Consider the following 18153-nt stretch of genomic DNA (forward strand, 5'->3'; position numbering starts at 1 on the left):
GGTAAGTTCTGTGCCAGTAACGGCCGGATTGGTCTCGTGTTACCAGCGCGCAGTGCTCTCGCGAATCCTCGCAACCGCCAGGCGGCGCGCCTTCGTGCTGCTGCTCCAATTGCGAGCGTAGACGCCTGGCGAAGCCGAAGTCCCGCGCGGTGAACACCTTCAAGCTTCAGCACGGTGCTGTGTCGCCGAGCGGCGGCTCGCGCCGGGAAAGCATGTGGTCCTGATGCTAGCACTTCGTGCTCCGCAAAGCACTCGACGGATGCCGCGCCCATTCATCGCCTTGAATAGCAGTACCGACACTTGAATGGCTCGGCCGTGCCGCGGCAGCCGCAACCCGTCGGCGCGCACCCATCGTTTTATAGGAGACTTGTAGGATTTCGTGATGTTCATGATATGTTCCTTAGCTGTGGTAGGCACGGGGCCAGCCATTCGAGCTTAAGGACCGAGGATGAACGATGGCCAACATTGCCAATTTTTATGCAAATTCCAGCAGTACGGATAGCGACGCTATTCAGGCGTTCTTCACTGCGGTTGGTGTGGGGCAGACCGACAGCATTCTATACTTTGAGCCTGGCCAGGGCCGCGGCCCCAGCGGGCGATATATTATTGATCGAAAGCTGGAATTTGTCGGCTCAGCGGTGATCGGCTTCGATCTGCAGCAGAGCACAATGAGGTTTACGACGCCTCAAAGCCAGATTGTATATACGGCTATCAAAGGGCCGGCGACTACTACGATCGGCCCTGAACACTTTTTCGTTCGGAATGGCCGTGTTCAGTATTCGGCTGTTATCGATAATCTCTTTAAATGGAACTTCCCCTATCGTGATAGCCGCGCCAGCGGGACCGGCTTCGTTGAGAAGCTCAGAATAACGCCACAAGACACGGCCCAGGCACATCAGTGCCAAGCGCCGCTGCACATCAAGAATACGTGGAACTTCGTGATCCGGGACGTGGATTATATCGGTAAGCCGCTGCAGCAGTCCGCACTCGTGACAGACAGCTGCTTTTTGCGTCAGGAAGGGTTGTCCGTCGTCACTGTGCTGGATAATTGCCACTCCTCCTACACCGACAAAGCTGTGGTTCCGGTCTTTAGCCCGCTGACCGCCGTCAATGGGACCTTCACGAGTGGCGGGTATGCGCGTGACAAAACTGTCCGCCAAGGGTCGGTCATCGGCTTCTTTGGCCGTGGCACGAGTTTACCCAACCCCACCGGCCTGACCTACGCTCTATATGACGTGGCCGGTGGCGCCTTCGTCAATGGCCCGGCTGACCTGATCGATAGCGCCGGCAACGTGATCGGGAGCTTCAACATTACCGCTACGCAGGTCTACACTGATCCTCCACAGGCGCTGCAGATCTGCAACGGCAGCACCTTCATCACCACCAACCATCTGTTATCTTTCACCACTCCGGCCAACGCTCTTGGCGTAAAATATCTCGATATCACGATGACGGATACGCATTGCGCTCCATATAATAGTATTCTTACTATCGACGGTGTGGCGGCGCTTACGGTAGGCAGCGGGTGCTTTCTCACTCCGCTGGGCACGAACAATACTTCTATTAGTGTCACAAACGGCGACATAATTAGTATCAACAATGCCCAGGTTACCGCCGATAACGCCAACCCTAACAACGCCAACGGGAAAACTTGGGTTAAGCTCCGTAACGTTAACGGGGCGACCGTCTCAAATAATCAGATATTCTTTCATCAACACCCTGTCGACATCGATAATTCGGTTCATGACGCCGTCTTCGCCATGAATGCCAACTTCGGCACCGGCGGCATCGTTAGCGCCGCTACGCCTTTCAGCACCGGTAATCCCCATGGTCCGCGTTTTTACGGTAACGGCGCCATGGGCATAGGAGTGGACATTATCTGACCTTGGGCGCCGCCCCGTGCGGGCGGCGCTTTTTCCTCTCCGGTGTGCTTCAACTCGGTTCCTTCCACCGTAAGCCGCTCTAGCGAACGGGCGGGAAAAGCGGCTATTAATGTCTCCTATGGACCTTGAGCTCGCTACCCCCCAGAATTTCGACGAGGAAGGCTACCTGCTGGCCAATCCCGACGTTGCCCGGCATGTTGCCGCCGGCGGCAACGCGCTCGCCCATTTTGAGGAGCACGGCCTGTGCGAGGGAAGGCGACAGGCGATCGTCAATCGCGAGAGGCGTCATATCCGCAGGAGGCAACGCTACGACCGCTTTGTGCACTTGCTTAGCGCAACTGCCGGGGCGGGAGGCGAGTTCAATTACTTGGAGCAGCCGGAGACTTTTCCAGTCCGCTATGGATGTACGCTGTATGACCTTGAGGAATATCAGGCGGAGTCTGCCAATGCAGGATTCGGCCCGTTTATCGATGAAATTCGCGCCAATCCCCAAAAGCTTTATCTGGACGTCGGCTGTGGAAAAAGGACGAGGGTCGAGCCAAATTGCTTGTACCTAGAAGTCTATCGGTCGCAATCGGCCGATATCGTGATGGAGCCAGCGTGCCGATATCCAATAGCTTCTGAATCACTCGATGGTATCGGGTGTTTCGCCGTGCTTGAGCATGTGGAACGCCCTTGGGAGGCTGCGCTTGAGTTTCGTAGGATGCTGAAGCCCGGCGGGAAAGTTTTTATCGATTGGCCCTTCCTGCAGCCCGTTCATGGCTTTCCCAATCACTATTACAATGCTACCCGTGAAGGGCTCAGGCAGATGTTTGCGGACGGGTTTACCGTAGAGCAGCTTGATACATTTCCGAATCAAACTCCTGACCATACGGTCAATTGGCTGCTACAGGATCTGACCCAGAGCATGGCTCCGGCCGCTCGAGAGCGGTTGCTGTCTATGTCTGTGGAGGCTCTCCTACGAGAGACACCGGGCAGCCCTTTTTGGGAGGAGGTCTTGGCCTCGCTTTCCCCTAAAGCCATCGAAACACTGGCTTGCGGAAATACGCTGATAGCTACGAGACGCTAACTGCAACTTCGCCCTCATTGCACCGAGCGCTACTCGTCTCGGCCGGACTCAGCCCGGATCATTTGAGAGCTGCTGCACAAGTAAGGACCCGGCTTCCCGTATGCGCTAACGCTGCGCCTTGCTCAAGTCCCGCGCCATGATGGCCACTCGCCGTTCCGTACGGAAAAAGTACGGAAAACATAGTCGGAAGAACGTGGCCCGCCTCGGACAAAAAGTGGAAGAAAACTGCCGTTTTTCGGTCCCTCGTCGTCCAGCTTTATCCTTGTTTCCCGCGCTCCGAAGGCAGAGGCCAGGGGTTCGAATCCCTTCGGGTGCGCCACGTTTTCATGTCTCAGCGATATTCGTTGGGGCGGCCCGCTCCTGGCGCGATCAGCATCGTGGTCAAGCGGTGTCCGTCGTCTGGATGGAATCGTATCCGCGCTTTTCGCCTCGTGCAGCGCCTGTTATGGGCTAAGTCCGTGGCCTTATACATGTTCATGTAATCGGAAGTTGAGAATATGCAGATCATCGTTCGTGACAACAACGTTGACCAGGCGCTCCGCGCGCTCAAGAAGAAGCTGCAGCGCGAGGGTGTCTACCGCGAGATGAAGCTTCGTCGGCACTATGAAAAACCCTCCGAAAAGCGCGCGCGCGAGCATGCGGCCGCGGTGAGCCGTGCGCGGAAGGCCGATCGCAAGCGAGCCGAGCGGGATCGCTAAAGGCTAGGTAATAAGAGCCATTGCGCGACTTCGCCGCTGCGCCTTCCAATCGCTTGGGTAAGATCCGCAGCGGGCCGCATACAGAAGCGGTGGCGCCTCACGACCGTTCACCCAGTGGATGCCTGATTTTGGCGGTCGGCTTCCTGACCGAGCAGGCGAAGTTCATCGCCTGATCCCGTGAGCCGGCACCGCGATACCAGGCCGCCATCGGGTAGGCGCAAAGCGGCCTTTGCCGTGTGACGGTCTTCCCGGTGTCATTGTCATAGCGGGTTGCAATCACCTGGGACGGCGCGGTTCCGTCCTCGACCCAATGCGTCAGCGCGGCGAACAGGTCGTCACGCGGCGTCTCCGAAGCGGGCGGTGGGGCTGCGCCGTTGGCAGAGTTGAAGCCGTCCGGCCCGGGCCCGGCACCGCAGTGCATCACGCCCGGAGCCATGAACAGCCTGGCAGAGGCCTGCGCCTTCTTGAGGCCTCCGGAACCGCGCGCGATACGGTCGTAAAACGCGATCGTCTGCTCCGGCGCCACCAGCGTGTCCGACCAGCCATGGTAGATGATCAGCTTGCCGCCACGGGCCCGGAAGGCCCGGATATCTCCCCGCGTCGCGTCGTTAACGACGGCGCCAAGCGCGGCATCGACTTGCGGCATATCCCGATCGAAGTCGAAGGCGCGCCAGTCCCACTCTGCGCCGAACACCCATTTGAACAGACCGTCGAAGGCCGGCTCGCCGTTGATCGGCGCCTGAAGGAAGTTCCAGCCGAAGCGACCGGGCAGCTCGCTGCCGAGCGGCCATCCATAATATAATGGGCGCCCGGCACGATTGGTCGGTCCCGAATAGAAGGCGCGGGCAGTCGCAATTTCTGCCGGGCTCAGGCAGTTCGGGTTAACCGCGCTGCGACACGCAAGCACCGCCGGATCGAAGCGGCACGCCCGCGGATCGGCGAGGTAGGGATCGCCGGGCAGGCCATTTGCGCGCCCGGCGCAGGCCGCCAGAACGGCCGTGTTGAGCAGCGTCAATTTTTCGTCGGATAGGCGCCCGCCCGCTTGCAGGTTCGCGGCCCGATAGTCCCACAGCACGGCTGCATGGCCCCACGTGCGGTTGATCACCGGCGCACCAACCAGGATGCCGTCATAATCCTTGGGATAATAAAGCGCTTCGATCAGCCCCTGCTGCCCGCCGGTGGAGCAGCCCGTATAATAAGCGCGCGAGGCCGGCCGGCCGTAGAAGCTCTCCGCGATCGCCTTGCCGGTCACCGTCATGACGTGGGTCGAAAGCCGCCCCCAATCCCTCCATTTGCGGGGATGGCCGATAAGGGCGTCCCCTTCGAGCGGATTGGCAGGCGCGGTCCCCGTGTCGGTAACGGCGGTGGCATAGCCGCGACGCAATCCGGTGATCATGCCGGCATAACCTGATGCGAGAATTCCGCCGAAGCCGCCGTTGCCGTTGCCGTGAAACACGCCGGCCCAACGGCTTTGCGGCAGCCAAACCTCCACCTGCACATTGGAATCCGGTGCCGCCCTGACCGACGCGACGACGCGGCAGAAAGCAGGCAGGTCCGCCCGCCGGAGCGCGCCCAGCGCCGCGAAACCGCCGGCCGGGACAGCTTCCGCACGCTCGATCACGGTCGCGGGAAGCTGCAGGCTGGCAAGATCCTCACAGCGGGCTCCCCAGCTCGGTGCAGCCAGCGTCAGCATCACAAGAGCCGCGGCCAAGGCGAACAGGCCACGCGGTCGAGCCGCGTTGGGGAAACGGACAATCCCACCCTTGGCGCGGCGATATTGGGTAAAATGGATGATCATTCTATTTCTCATCACGATCGATTTCGTCAGTTGCGGGGCTCAACGCCGGACGCCTTGTCCGACCGACGCAGCATGCGGGCGAGCAGAAAGAATAGCAGCGCGCCGATGACGTACATTGGTGCCAGCGCGTAAAATGCGGGTTGCAAGGAGCTGACGGCGCCGCCGGCGCGGAAATGGTCGCTCGCCCAGCCGACATAGGTGGGTCCAAGGCCCACGCCGATGAAGTTCATCACGAGCAGGAGCAAGGCGCCCGAGATCACCCGCCTGTGCGGGTGCACTCTCTCCTGGACCAGCGTGACGGTCGCCGGAAGAAAGAAGGAGTTGAGGAACGTAGGGACCGCCAGAAAGCACATCGCGACCCGCCAGTCCGCTGCCCAGGCAAAACCGAGGAAGAAGGGAAGCGCCAGCAGGAGCGAGTAAGCGGGGACCATTGCGTAGGCAGCCCGGGATCGGCTGCCGAACTTGTCGATCAATCGTCCAGACACGAAGATGCCGCCGCCCATGCCGAGGCCGAGAACGAGGGAGTAATAAAGGGCGACATCCTCGAGCGTCATGCCTTTTTCGCGCATGAGAAACAGCGTCGCGAAGTTGCTCAGCCCATAGGTGATGAAGTTTGCCGAACCGCTTGCGACCGACGCCAAGGCGAGCACCGGATCGGAGAAGAAGCCAGCGATCATCTTCAGAAAGCCGGCCGGCTCCTGCATCTCGCTCGTCCGGCCGTCAGCCGCGCCTACCACTTCCCGCGGCGGTTCCTGCACGAACAGGTGGACGGCGAGGGCGGTTACGATCCCGACGGCGCCGACGACGTAGAAAGGAAGTCGCCAGTCGAACGCCGCCGCCAGCGATGCCCCGAACGCGACCCCGATCGCCGATCCCAACGGCGGCCCGAGGTTGAAGATCCCCAGCGCGGTTCCGCGCTTTCCTCGCGGGTAATAGTCGGAGATAATCGCGTAGGACGGGGGCACACCGCCCGCTTCGCCGACGCCGACGAGCATCCTTGCGGCAACCAACTGGCCATAATTACTGGCAAGGCCGCATGCCGCAGTCGCCCCGCTCCACAAACCGCATGCGACGGCGAGCACCTTGATGCGGCTGGTACGGTCCGCCAGCCAGCCGACGGGGATCGCAATGAAGCAATAGAATAGCGCGAAATATAAGCCGGTTATCTTGCCGAGCTGGCCGTCGGTGACGTGAAGGCTATCCTGGATCGGCTTTGCGAGGATCGAAACCAGCTGCCTGTCCAGGAAGTTGATGACATAGACAAAGCACAGCATGCCGAGGGCGAAGCCTGCGTGTCCGCGGGTCGTCGCAATCGGTCGTGCAGGGCGCGGGGTTTCGCTCATTTGACCTCTCCCGACACTGGCGCAGGGTCAGGCCCGGGCAGCCATCCGGGCTTGCCCCGCCCACCTTCATATCCCGCGCGGACGCGCTGCTTGAGCAATGCCGGCGGGCGGAACCGCTCGCCATAGGCCTCCTGAAGGATTTCCTGGACCTGCAGGCACAAGCCGGAACTGACGAGGTCCATCAGCTGGAATGGGCCCAGCGGATGGCCGAGCCCGAGGCGGCATGCCAGATCCAGGTCATCCGGGGCGACGACGCCCTCCTCGACGAGCTTGACCGCCTCGATCAGCATCGCGTGCAGGAGCCGGTTCACAGCGAAGCCCGGGACGTCCTTCACCCGGATCGGTCTTTTCCCGATCTTATCGAGACAATCGATGACGAACGAGACCGTGTCGCCACCCGTGTCGAAGCCCGGCACGACTTCGACCAGCGCCATGCGCGACACGGGCGAGAAGAAATGGGTCCCGATCACCTTGCCGCGCCGCTCCACGGGAATGAAGGCGGCGAGCGTCGAGATCGGGATGGTCGACGTATTTGACGCGATCACGCAATCGTCCCGGCACGTCCGCGCGAGTTGCTCAAGAACGGCGCGCTTCACCTCGACCGCTTCGAAGACCGCTTCGATCACGAGATCGCGATCTGCGAACCGCTCGATAGTCGTGCTGGTGCTGATATTACGAAGGCCCGCCTCCGCCTCGTCCGCGCGATACAATCCGCGTGCCACGCCGCGATCGAGGAGCGAACCCAGCCGCCGCATCGCGATATCGAGCCGCCCCTGATCGCGGTCGTTCAACAGAACGTCCATTCCCGCGATCGCGAACACGAGCGCGATTTCCGCCCCCATCAGGCCGGCGCCAACCACTCCAATCTTCATACGGGTGTCCTCGAGCGGGCGGTGCGGAACAGGTAGGGCGCGAGCTGACCGCTCTCGAAATCGTCACGCAGCCGCAGCTTGTCGATCTTGCCGGTCGCCGCCAGCGGCATCCGCGGCAGCCGCACGACTTCCTCTGGGATCCACCAGTCCGCCACTTTTCCCCGCAGCGTTTCGATCAGGTTCGTCGGATCGACCCCGTCGTCCTGCAGCAGCTCGACGACGAGGACCGGCCGTTCGCCCCATTTCGGATGCGGGCCGCCGATGACGGCGACCTGCCCGACGCGAGGATCGCGCCCGACGATGGCCTCGATCTCGGCAGGGTTGATCCATTCGCCGCCAGACTTGATGAGATCCTTGGTCCGGCCGCAGATCGTCAGATTGCCCTCGTCATCGAGCATCGCGAGGTCACCCGTGTCGAAATAGCCTTCCTCGTCCAGCGCATCCTGCTCCGCATCCAAGTAGCGATCGATAATCGCTGCACCCTTCACCTTGAGGTGGCCGATTGCCCCGCGTTGTTCGGCGAGCGTCGCCCCCGTTTCGTCGGTCAATTTCAGATCGACGCCGATCGGCGGCCGGCCGGACGAACGATGTTCGGCGGCCGGCGCCAGGACGGATTCGACCGTGCCGAGCGGCGACATCTCGGTCATTCCCCACGTATTCTGAACCCGGACGCCAAGCCGGTCTTCCATGCGGCGGATCAAGGAATCGGGGCATTTGGATCCGCCGATCGTCACCCGCTTCAGCGTGGGAACATCCGTGCCGGTCGCGTCGAGATGATCGATGAGGCTCAGCCAGACGGTTTGAACCCCGCAGGCGATGGTGACCTTCTCGTCGCGGATCAGCCGCGCCAGGCTCTCGCCATCCAGATGCCGGTTGGGAAGAACGAGACGGGCGCCCACGGCCGGCGCCGAGAATGGAAGACCCCAGGCATTGGCGTGAAACATCGGGATCGCGACAAGGATCGTGTCGTCGGCCGTGAGGCAATAGGCATCCGGCCCGATCGACATCAGCGTGTGAAGGTAATTGGATCGATGCGTGAACACGACCCCCTTGGGCCGACCCGTCGTGCCGGAAGTGAAGCACAGGCCGGCTGGCGACCATTCGTCGAACGCACCCCAAACGACCTCAGCACCGCGCCGCGACACGAACGCGTCGAGCGGCTCGATCGGCACCGACCCGAGATCCGTGCCGCTGGTTTCGGACACCTCATCCAGGACCAGGATGTGCTCGATCGTGGGGCATAAGGGCAGCAAAGGCTCGAGCAAGGCGGTGAGCGTCGAGGCTATTGCGAGCACGCGATCAGCCGCCTCGTTGACCATCATCGCCAGTTGGGCGACGGTCAGTCGTGGATTGAGCGTATGGCAGACGAGGCCGGCGTTCGTCGTGCCGTAGTACATCTCGAGGTGATGCTGGGTGTTCCAGGCGAGGGTCGCGACGCGGTCCCCGACATCCAGCCCAAGGCTCAACAACGCGCCGGACAGGCGGTTGCTGCGCGCGCGAAGATCGCGATAGGAGATATGGCCGACACTGCCGTCGCGCGTCACCGAGGCGACCGACCGTTCGCCGTGCCATTTGGCACCATGATCGATGAACTTGTCGAGGGTGAGCGCGTAACGCTGCATGAAAATGACGCTTTCGGCTAGGAATTGTGAGGTACGCGGTAGGCGGGCAATCAAAGCACCTCGAAGAGACCGGCGGCGCCCATGCCGCCGCCCACGCACATCGTCGTCACGATATGGCTTGCCCCCCGGCGCCTGCCCTCCAGCAGGGCATGGCCGACCATCCGCGCACCCGACATGCCGTAGGGATGGCCGATCGAGATCGCGCCGCCGTTCACGTTCAGCCTGTCTTCGGGGATGCCGAGACGGTCCTGACAGAAGAGAACTTGCACGGCGAAGGCTTCGTTGAGCTCCCACAGGCCGATGTCGGCGACGGTAAGCCCGAACCGGTTCAGCAATTTCGGGACGGCGTAGATGGGGCCGATTCCCATTTCGTCAGGCTGCGTGCCGGCGACCGCCATGCCGAGGTAGCGTCCCAGCGGCTTCAGGCCGCGGTCGGCGGCGACCTGCGCTTCCATAACGATGCAGGCCGAAGCGCCGTCCGACAGTTGCGACGCATTGCCGGCGGTAATCACGCCGCCCTCGATGACCGGTTTCAGCGCCGCCAGCGCCTCGATCGTCGTTTGCGGCCGGTTGCCTTCGTCGCGATCGAGCGTGACGGGTATGAGGGAGGTGGCGCCGCTCTGCTTGTCGGCGACCTTCATCATCGCCGCGACGGGCACGATCTCCCCATCGAACAGGCCTGCCGCCTGCGCCGCCGCGGTCAATTGCTGCGAGCGAAAGGCGTAGGCATCCTGCCGTTCGCGCGAGATGCCGTACCGGCTGGCGACGATCTCGGCCGTGCGGATCATCGGCATGTAGGTGTCGGGCACCATCGCGATCAGTTCGGGATCCTCGGTCACCCGCAGATCGGCGGTCTGTACTTCCGAGATCGACTCCACGCCGCCGGCGACGATGATGTCGGCACGGTCGACGATGATCTGCTTGGCGGCCGTGGCGATCGCCATCAGGCCGGACGAGCATTGGCGATCGATCGTCATGCCCGCCACGGTGACCGGCAGGCCGGCACGAAGCGCCGCCGTACGGCCGATCGTGTGCTGGCTCGCCTGCGGCATGGCTGCGCCGATGATGACGTCGTCGACGTCGGCCCCGTCGACGCCGGCGCGTTCCAGCGCGGCCCTGATGGCATGCGCGGCAAGCGTCGGTGCGAGCGTCGCGTTATAGGCGCCGCGATACGCGCGTCCAATCGGCGTTCGGGCGGTAGAAACAATGACGGCGTCACGCATTCTGCATTCCTTGGGACAAAGCGGAGGTCATGCCGGGATGCGCTCGTCGCGCAGCGCCGAACGGCGTACTTTGCCGGCGTCGTCGCGCAGCGGTTCGGCGGTGAACTCAATCTCTTTCGGCAGCTTGTAGCGGGCCAGGCGCTCGGCCAGGAACGCGAGCAGCTCCTCCTGGTCGAGCTTCACTCCGGAAAGCGGTTGGACGATCGCATGGACGCGCGCGCCCCATTCCTCATCGGGCAGGCCGATCACGGCACTGGTGCGGACGGCCGGGTGCGCATCCAGCACGGCTTCGACCTCGGCCGGATAGATGTTGGCGCCACCGGATATGATGAGATCGTTGCGCCGATCGGCAAGATAGAGATATCCGTCTTGGTCGAGTGAGCCCAAGTCGCCGTTGGACTCCCAGTCGCCGTTGAGCTTGGCCTGGCTGCCCATGTAATAATAGGTCGAGCCGACCCCCTGTTCCGGGAGGAAATGAACCTCCCCGATGTGGCCGGGGGGGCAGTGCCTCCCATGCTCGTCGAGGATGGCGATCTCGGCGCCCGGGCGAACCTTGCCCACCGACCCCCGATGCTCGAGCCAGTCGGCGCCCGAGATCATGGTCGATCCGGTTCCCTCGGTGGTGCCGTAATATTCCCAGACCCGCTCCGCGCCGAGCCAGCAAATCCAGGCCTCCTTGAGCCATGCCGGGCAGGGCGCAGCCATGTGCAGGATCATGCGCAGGCTGGACAGATCGTAGCGGGAGCGCACGTCCGGCCCCAATTGCCAGATGCGGTGCATCATGGTCGGGACGAGATTGACCCAGTTGACCCGATGCAGATCGATCAGATCGAGCGCGCGCCGCGCATCGAACCTGTTCATCTCCACGACCGTGCCACCCACGAACAGGCATGCATGAGCAACGTAGAACGGCGCGTTGTGATAGAGCGGGCCGGGGTTCAACACCGTGTCCCCCGGCTGCTGGCAAAGGAAGCCCTCGGCCGGATTCCACTGCGCTGCCATGCGATCGACGATCACCTTGGGCCGGCCGGTAGAACCGCCGCTGGTCATCGCCTTCCAATGCGGTGAAATCACGGGGTCCAGCGGCGCGTCCGAAAGGTCGGCGGACGGCAATTCGCCCGCCGCGATGCGTTCGACGCCGATGTCCGGATCGAAGTCGCCGACCAGGAGCCGAGGCCGCACGATGTCCAGAATGCTCCGCAATTCCGGCACCGGCGATTTGGCTGCGACGATATTGGGGATAGCCCCCAGCTTCCAGATCGCGAAGCTGGTCTCGTAGAAAGCGAGCCCGTTCGGAAGCGCGACGGTTACGAAGTCGCCGAAACCCACGCCCCGGGACGCAAACATGCGGGCGCGACGGTTGGATCGCGCATCGAGCTCGCAATAGCTTATCGCGCGATCCTCAATGACGAGCGCAGCCCGGGTGGGCGATCGGGCGGCATGATGACCCAGGATCATGCTCAGCGGCACAGTGCCGCCGTCTTCAGCGCTCAACGGGATGGACATTCAGCAACATTCTGCGGATCAGAAGCGGCGGAGGCGATCTCGCGCTCGGATTGAACGAGCGCGTGCGCCGGGACGGACTCCCCGCGACGATCCGCGATTTCCGCCCAGCGGTCGATGACCTGCGCATCCGCATCGGCCGCGGCACCAATGAAGAGACCGTCGGTAAGCGTGATGTTGGCACAGGCGAAATGGCTGGCGCCTGCGCACAGGATCGCACGCGTCGGTGCCTGCTCGCCGACCAAGGCGAGCAAGCCGGGGCTGACGCGTTCGGGCGCGAGTTTATCGCCGTCGCTGCCGAAGAGGACGCCCTTGGTCATCTGTGTCGCTGCCGTCGGCGCGAGGCAGTTGACGCGGATATTATATTTCTCGCCCTCGATCGCGAGCGTCTGCATCAAGCCGACCAGCGCCAGCTTGGCCGCGCCATAATTTGCCTGCCCAAAATTGCCGTACAGCCCGGAGGACGAAGTCGTCATGACGATGCGGCCGTAATTCCGGTCACGCATCGCGCCCCACACGGCCTTGGTGCAGATCACCGCACCCATGACGTGCACGTCGAATACGAGACGGAAATCGTCCAGGCTCATCTTTGCGAAGCTTTTGTCGCGGACGATGCCGGCATTGTTGATCACTATGTCGATGCGTCCCCAGCGCCGCAGGGCCTCATCCACCATCGCGACCACTTGCGCCTCGTCGGACACCGATGCCGGGACGGCGATCGCATCGCCGCCGGCGGCGATGATTTCCGATGCAACAGACGCGGCCGCTGCTCGATCAAGATCGTTCACGACGATCTTCGCACCCCTGCTGGCCAGAAACTGGGCGTGCGCTCGGCCCAGCCCGCCGCCCGCGCCGGTAATGAGCGCCACCCGATCCCGCAGCGGCAATGCGCGACCATCCTCGGCGGGCGCGATCACCACCGTCCCTCGCCAGGCTTTGCCCCCAGGGCGAGACCGGCTCCGGCTTTGCCCGGCAACGGCGCAGCGAAGAAAGCCTCGTCCCCTCTTCCCGCCGGGGAAGAGGGGCCCGGCGAGCCGTCACGCGCTCGCGCAGCAGGGTGGGTATGCACAGCAAATGTCACGATCCTGCGCTCCGGTCAGAAGGATTTTCGCAGGTTGAGCGCAACGAAGCGCCCGATCGGGTTGTAGGTGCCGCCGATGCCATCGGTGCCGGGGAAGAATGGCGGCCTCTTGTTGAACAGATCGTTGATCTCGAGGGACAACAGAACGCCCTTGGCGAGGCCGACATTGGGCAGCGCCACCGTCGCCCGCAGGTCCACGGTCGTGTAGGAATTGGCCTTATAGACGCTCGTCCCGGTCGGTGTGGCGTACAATCCGGTGACGCCGGCGCGGTAATTGACGAAGCCGACGACGCTCAGTGGGCCGGCCTGCGTTCCCAACGTTCCCCGCAAGGTCGTTTTGGCGAGGCCAAGATCGAGCTGGTTCGAGACCGGGGCCGTCGGCGAAAGCTGCGTGTCGAACTTGAGAATATGGTTGCCGGCGAGACCGGCGAATATCGCGCCGAAACTGGTCGGCAGGCGATAATTCACGTCGAAATCCAGCCCGTTGGTATCGCGGACGCCGAAATTGCCTTGACGGAAGTCGAGCGCATTCCCAATCGCCGGCAGCGAAGCGGCGACGAAATTGACCGGTACGGCGAGCGCCAGCAGGTTGGCGAGCTGCGCCGCCGACGGGCTGCGATAGATTACGCCCGCGAAGGTCGGATCGGTGAACGCGACGCTGCCCGCGGGAGTCCCGATCACATTGGTGTAGTGAATGTCATAGAAGGTCACGCTCGCGCGCAAGTTGCGCAGGAAGGCAGGATGCAGATCCGCCCCAATCGAATAGGTCCGGGCCTTTTCCGGCTGAAGACCCCGGTTGCCGCCATAGAGAACGATCGTATCGACCTGGGTTGCGCGCGTCGGATCGTACAAGCCGAGCGCCGGCAAGTTGGCGGCACTGAAATAATAAGCGCCGACCGTCGCACCGACATCACGCAGGCCGGGTGCGCGGAAGGAGCGGCCGTAAGTGCCGCGGATCGTGAGGCCGCCCACGGGATCCCAATTGATCCCGATCTTCGGGTTCGTCGTGGACCCGAAGTCGCTATAATGGTCGTAGCGGCCGGACAGCGACAGCTCGAGCTTCTGCAGGAACGGCACCGCATTGGCGGCACCGAAAACCGGCACGAATAGCTCGCCATAGAGCGAGGCGATGTTGCGGCCGAGATTTTCGGGCACGGCGGCGCCGCCGTAAATCCCGCGCTGCTTGAACGTTTCCCGCCGATACTCGCCCCCCACCGCGATCTTGAGCTGACCACCCGGGAGATCGAGGAGCGATCCATCGATCTTGGCCGCGCCCAGATAGATGCGCTGATCGACGGTGAGATCGCCGGCATAGTCGGTAATCGCCGCCGCAACCGCCGGGGAAGTACCGTTTCCGAAGGGATCGAGCGCTGTGGCAGTGGTGGTACCGCTGGCGGCGGCAGCAAGCGCCGCCGGATTGACGGCGGGCAGGTACGACTCGTTCTTGGCCCAGTCGTAGATGCCGTAGACGCTGAGTTTCAGGTCCCCGACCAGTTTGGCGTCGACGCCGGCAGACGAATTACCCGCGCGGATACGGAAGAAATTATTGATATGGTCGGCACCATAGAGATTGTCGGTGCGATAAAGGACGTATTCCGCGGTTGCGCCGCTTCCCGGCGGCGTCCGAAAGAACGGATTCACCGAAAAGCCGGGAATATTGTAAAGTAATACGCCGGAGGCGGCGGGCGGTGGCGGCGCCTGGACCCAATCTTTTCGATCCGAATACAGAATGTCGCCCCACAATGTGACGCGATCGCCCAGATCCTGATGTGCGGTCAGGAACGCGCTGTGCAGGTGGGTTTTCGGGACGAGGTCGGTCACCGCGCCCGCATCGCAATAATTCTTCGTATTCGGCGCGAGACCGGGAGCCGCATAATTGACGAGATAGGCGGTCGTGTTGACGAGAACGTTGGGCGAGGGGCACGTCGTCGAACGGGTGTCGACGCCGCCATAAGGCCGGAAATCCTGCACGCGATGGGTGCGGTCGCCGCCTGTGATATTGCCGTTCTCGGCATATTGGTACGAGGCGACGATCGACCCGCTTCCCCAATCCTTGCCGGCCAACGCGCTGGCGCTGAACGTATGGTAATCGTCCGCCATGCCGTAACGGACCGAGGTCTCGACGCCGTTCGCGCGTTTCTTGGTTATGAAGTTCACCACACCGGCGACCGCATCCGAGCCATAGATTGCCGAGGCACCGTCCGCGACAATCTCGACCCGCTCGATTGCGAGTTCGGGGAGCAACGGAAAGTCAGGGGCCGTTCCGTTGGTGCCGCTGGCGACCAGACGATGGCCGTTGAGCAGGGGGAGGGTCGCGGTGGCGGGCAAGGCACGCAGACCGGGCGCGAACGCCCCGGCACCGCCTCCCTCGCGCTTGGGGGCGGTGTTGAAGCTGTTGAGCTGCGGCACGGTTGCGAGCAAATCGGGCGTGGTATTCGCGCCGATGGTGCGGATAGTGTCGCTCGTGACGCTGATGAGATTGGACCCGACCGGGGGCGTGCCGCGAATGCTCGTGCCGGTCACCACGATCTCCGCCGGCGTATCGGTCGGGGCGGAGCCATCGGCGCCGGATTGCGGAACGGGTGCGTTCGAGGTCGAGCCGCTGCCATCGCCGGCCGCGCTCGACGCCTGCGCCCAGGCTGGGCCGGCTGACAGGAGCATGATGGCCACAGCCGACGTGCCGGTTAATAGGACGCGCTTACCTGCTTTCCAAGACATTGCCGTACATCCCTCTCTTTGATAAATTGTCTGCTATTGCGCTGAACAGCAGATCATTTTTATTATCTTTACTTTGAGTAAATCGATTTAATAACGTCGCTATAGAGCGGCCATTTTCGCGCTGGAAAATAGTTCACCATCACGGTAACTCTGGTTTTATTTTTCGGATCTATGAAAGCGACTGTGCCGGCCGCGCCGAACCAGCCGAAGGTTCCGGCACCCACGCCGTCAGGAACGTCGTTGAGATAGAGCGATCCGCCCGCGCCGAACCCTTCGGCGACGAGGGGAGCCGGCGTGACATTGTTGACCACATGCACGCCCGGCGGCAGCAAGTTCGACAGCGCGAGCTTGACGGTCTCGGGTTTCAGGACGCGCACGCCGTCGAGCGAACCGCCTTCGGCAAGCATCCGAAGAAAGCGGTCATAGTCCCGCGCCGACGACACCAATCCCGCGCCGCCATAGGGAACCAGCGGCGGGTGGAGCCAGTCCGTACCAGCACCGGTTTCGAGCGGAACACGGTGATCGCCCTGCCAGAAGTAGAGCGTCGACATCCGGCCGACGTCGGCGCGCGGCACGGTCCAATATGTCGAATTCATGCCGAGCGGCTTGAGCAGCCGCGTGTCGACGAAGCGATCAAACGGGACGCCCGAGGCGACTTCGATGACGCGGCCGAGGACGTCGAGGCTGATCGAATAATTCCACTCGGTTCCCGGCTCGGCCAATAAAGGCACGGTCGCCACGCGATTGGCGAACGCCTCGAGCGTCTTGGGCTGGGCCTTGCTCGCCTCGGCGTCCGCACGGCCGCCAAGCAGGCCGAGGCGCTGATACTCCCGAGGCAGGGGGCCGGTGCCGATGATCTGATAGCCGAGACCGCTCGTGTGGGTCAGAAGATGGCGGATCGTAATGGGGTGCGTTGCAGGATGGCTGGCGAGGGAAGTCGCGGGCGCGTCCAGCACGCGCATCGTCTTGAAGGCGGGAATGAAGTCGCTGATCGGCTGGTCAAGCTTCAGCTTGCCTTCCTGGACCAGGATCATGGCCGCCGCAGCCGTGATCGGCTTGGTCATCGAGTAGATGCGCCACAGGCTGTCCGGACCGGCCGCGGGCGCGGCAGGATCATCGCTGAGGCGGCCGGCCGATACGAAAGTCGGAGGGGCGTCGTCCTGGCCGATCGCGGCGACGATCCCGGCCGCTTTGCCGGCCGCGACATAGGAATCGAGCAATGCCTGCAGTGCCTGCAGCTGCGCATTTTTGCCGGCGGCCGAGGGGCCCGTCATAGCCCTGGCCGGCGCCTGGTTGGCGCCAAATGCCAATAGGAAAACGACCAAAGTCGTCAACATCGGTCTTTTCGACACCCGGACCTTCTCCTGAACGCCGGCGCCCATTCCTCAGCGTCGAGTCGGACGCCGGGCAGGTGCTCTTTTGTGGCTGAGTAGGTAGCGGGGCCTGTCCGGGTGCGTCAAGTTCATTAATGTATTAATAAAGATCTTTTTCGGGCAGCATTGCTTGACCGCGAAGCGGGGCCGCCCCACCGTTGGGAGGCGGGTCGCGGTCGCTGCACGGTGCGGGCGTCGCACCAGGACGGGACGAGCTCATGCCTCCATCGCCAAAGGTTTCCACGAGCCGTAAAACCAAGGCCGAGCAGCGCGCCGCGGCGGTCGAGCAAATATTGGACGCGGGCGAAGAGCTGTTTTCGAAATTGGGCTTCTTTGGCCCGACGATCGCCGACATAGCGGATCGTGCCGGCGTGCATCCCGCCCTGATACATTATTATTTCGACGGTAAGCGCGAGCTGTTCGACAAGGTTTTCGAACGTCGCGTCCGGGACGCGGTGGCTACGCGAACGAAGGCGCTGGACGATTATGAGCGCGAGGTTGGCGACAAGCCGACTGCGGAAGGCGCGCTGGATGCTTTCTATACGGGCGCGTTCGACGCCTACAGCAACGGCGGTGAGGGCTGGCGGAATTTTGGTCGCTTGTTCGCGCAGGTCAATAACGCGCCTGGCTACGGGGCGGAGAATATGGATCTGTCCTTCGATCCGCTGGTGATCCGCCTGATAGGCCTCCTTCAGAAAGCCCTGCCGCATGCGCGGCGCGAGGACCTTCTTTGGGGGTTTCATTTTACCTCCGGCGCCTACACCTTAAGCCTGTCGCGGACGGGGCGTATCGATCGCCTCTCCGAGGGGTTGTGCTCATCGGAGGACTTTCAGGCGATCAAGCGCAGATTCGCCAAATTCATGGCTGCCGGGCTCCACGCGATATGCGGGCAGGATTCGTAGATATCTCGCCGGGCGTGAGCCCAGCATGTCGTCGCCTCGGCGATCGCCCGGTCCGCGAGTTTTGGCGC

General features: G+C 62.8%; 13 protein-coding genes. 4 read left to right on the top strand and 9 right to left on the bottom strand.

What is annotated here, in order from left to right; all coding sequences use genetic code 11:
• The first annotated feature begins 455 nt into the window (after positions 1 to 455).
• The 3 genes from DX905_RS13960 (at position 456) to rpsU (ending at position 3650) form a co-directional block, all read left to right on the top strand.
• Entirely contained in the window at positions 456 to 1883 is a 1428-nt protein-coding gene (locus DX905_RS13960; protein WP_116091888.1) for a hypothetical protein, read from the top strand.
• A 118-nt stretch (positions 1884 to 2001) separates the two neighbouring features.
• Entirely contained in the window at positions 2002 to 2952 is a 951-nt protein-coding gene (locus tag DX905_RS13965) for a class I SAM-dependent methyltransferase (RefSeq protein ID WP_240320857.1), read from the top strand.
• Positions 2953 to 3449: 497 nt separating this feature from the next.
• Positions 3450 to 3650, top strand: a complete 201-nt coding sequence (gene rpsU, locus DX905_RS13970; RefSeq protein WP_037535892.1) for a 30S ribosomal protein S21 — start codon at positions 3450 to 3452, stop codon at positions 3648 to 3650.
• Between the two features lie 97 nt (positions 3651 to 3747).
• Here rpsU and DX905_RS13975 read toward each other — a convergent pair whose 3' ends face one another.
• The 9 genes from DX905_RS13975 to DX905_RS14015 all read right to left on the bottom strand — a co-directional run bounded on the left by DX905_RS13975 (position 3748) and on the right by DX905_RS14015 (position 17147).
• Positions 3748 to 5448, bottom strand: coding sequence for a tannase/feruloyl esterase family alpha/beta hydrolase (locus tag DX905_RS13975; protein ID WP_240320858.1), 1701 nt, complete (start codon positions 5446 to 5448; stop codon positions 3748 to 3750).
• A 26-nt stretch (positions 5449 to 5474) separates the two neighbouring features.
• Entirely contained in the window at positions 5475 to 6791 is a 1317-nt protein-coding gene (locus tag DX905_RS13980) for a spinster family MFS transporter (RefSeq protein WP_116091890.1), read from the bottom strand.
• Entirely contained in the window at positions 6788 to 7663 is an 876-nt protein-coding gene (locus DX905_RS13985) for a 3-hydroxyacyl-CoA dehydrogenase family protein (RefSeq protein ID WP_116091891.1), read from the bottom strand. Before DX905_RS13985 ends, DX905_RS13980 begins: the two co-directional genes overlap by 4 nt.
• Positions 7660 to 9285 (bottom strand): AMP-binding protein, encoded by a 1626-nt coding sequence (locus DX905_RS13990; protein WP_116091892.1) that lies wholly within the window; start codon positions 9283 to 9285, stop codon positions 7660 to 7662. Before DX905_RS13990 ends, DX905_RS13985 begins: the two co-directional genes overlap by 4 nt.
• A 50-nt stretch (positions 9286 to 9335) precedes the next feature.
• Complete coding sequence (locus DX905_RS13995) at positions 9336 to 10508, bottom strand: acetyl-CoA C-acyltransferase (RefSeq protein ID WP_116091893.1); 1173 nt, start codon at positions 10506 to 10508, stop codon at positions 9336 to 9338.
• Positions 10509 to 10535: 27 nt separating this feature from the next.
• Positions 10536 to 12014 carry an AMP-binding protein gene (locus DX905_RS14000; protein ID WP_116091894.1) on the bottom strand — a complete coding sequence of 493 codons (1479 nt, stop codon included), beginning with the start codon at positions 12012 to 12014 and terminating at the stop codon, positions 10536 to 10538.
• Positions 11999 to 12931: an SDR family NAD(P)-dependent oxidoreductase gene (locus tag DX905_RS14005; protein WP_240320859.1), complete on the bottom strand. Its 933-nt coding sequence runs from the start codon at positions 12929 to 12931 to the stop codon at positions 11999 to 12001. The genes DX905_RS14000 and DX905_RS14005 overlap by 16 nt, the downstream gene beginning before the upstream one ends.
• 176 nt (positions 12932 to 13107) lie before the next feature.
• Complete coding sequence (locus tag DX905_RS14010) at positions 13108 to 15753, bottom strand: TonB-dependent receptor plug domain-containing protein (protein ID WP_240320860.1); 2646 nt, start codon at positions 15751 to 15753, stop codon at positions 13108 to 13110.
• 125 nt (positions 15754 to 15878) lie between these two features.
• Positions 15879 to 17147, bottom strand: coding sequence for a serine hydrolase domain-containing protein (locus DX905_RS14015; RefSeq protein ID WP_116092573.1), 1269 nt, complete (start codon positions 17145 to 17147; stop codon positions 15879 to 15881).
• 254 nt (positions 17148 to 17401) lie between these two features.
• Between DX905_RS14015 and DX905_RS14020 the strand changes: the two genes are divergently transcribed.
• On the top strand, positions 17402 to 18085 hold the full coding sequence (locus DX905_RS14020) for a TetR/AcrR family transcriptional regulator (protein ID WP_116092574.1): 684 nt from the start codon (positions 17402 to 17404) through the stop codon (positions 18083 to 18085).
• Positions 18086 to 18153: the final 68 nt, after the last annotated feature.

Source organism: Sphingomonas crusticola, assembly GCF_003391115.1.
Lineage (GTDB): Bacteria > Pseudomonadota > Alphaproteobacteria > Sphingomonadales > Sphingomonadaceae > Sphingomonas_I > Sphingomonas_I crusticola.

Coding starts and splice junctions, on each gene's coding strand:
- DX905_RS13960 (WP_116091888.1), top strand. CDS start 456: ATGGCCAACATTGCCAATTTTTATGCAAATTCCAGCAGTACGGATAGC.
- DX905_RS13965 (WP_240320857.1), top strand. CDS start 2,002: ATGGACCTTGAGCTCGCTACCCCCCAGAATTTCGACGAGGAAGGCTAC.
- rpsU (WP_037535892.1), top strand. CDS start 3,450: ATGCAGATCATCGTTCGTGACAACAACGTTGACCAGGCGCTCCGCGCG.
- DX905_RS13975 (WP_240320858.1), bottom strand. CDS start 5,448: ATGATCATCCATTTTACCCAATATCGCCGCGCCAAGGGTGGGATTGTC.
- DX905_RS13980 (WP_116091890.1), bottom strand. CDS start 6,791: ATGAGCGAAACCCCGCGCCCTGCACGACCGATTGCGACGACCCGCGGA.
- DX905_RS13985 (WP_116091891.1), bottom strand. CDS start 7,663: ATGAAGATTGGAGTGGTTGGCGCCGGCCTGATGGGGGCGGAAATCGCG.
- DX905_RS13990 (WP_116091892.1), bottom strand. CDS start 9,285: ATGCAGCGTTACGCGCTCACCCTCGACAAGTTCATCGATCATGGTGCC.
- DX905_RS13995 (WP_116091893.1), bottom strand. CDS start 10,508: ATGCGTGACGCCGTCATTGTTTCTACCGCCCGAACGCCGATTGGACGC.
- DX905_RS14000 (WP_116091894.1), bottom strand. CDS start 12,014: ATGTCCATCCCGTTGAGCGCTGAAGACGGCGGCACTGTGCCGCTGAGC.
- DX905_RS14010 (WP_240320860.1), bottom strand. CDS start 15,753: ATGCTCCTGTCAGCCGGCCCAGCCTGGGCGCAGGCGTCGAGCGCGGCC.
- DX905_RS14015 (WP_116092573.1), bottom strand. CDS start 17,147: ATGTTGACGACTTTGGTCGTTTTCCTATTGGCATTTGGCGCCAACCAG.
- DX905_RS14020 (WP_116092574.1), top strand. CDS start 17,402: ATGCCTCCATCGCCAAAGGTTTCCACGAGCCGTAAAACCAAGGCCGAG.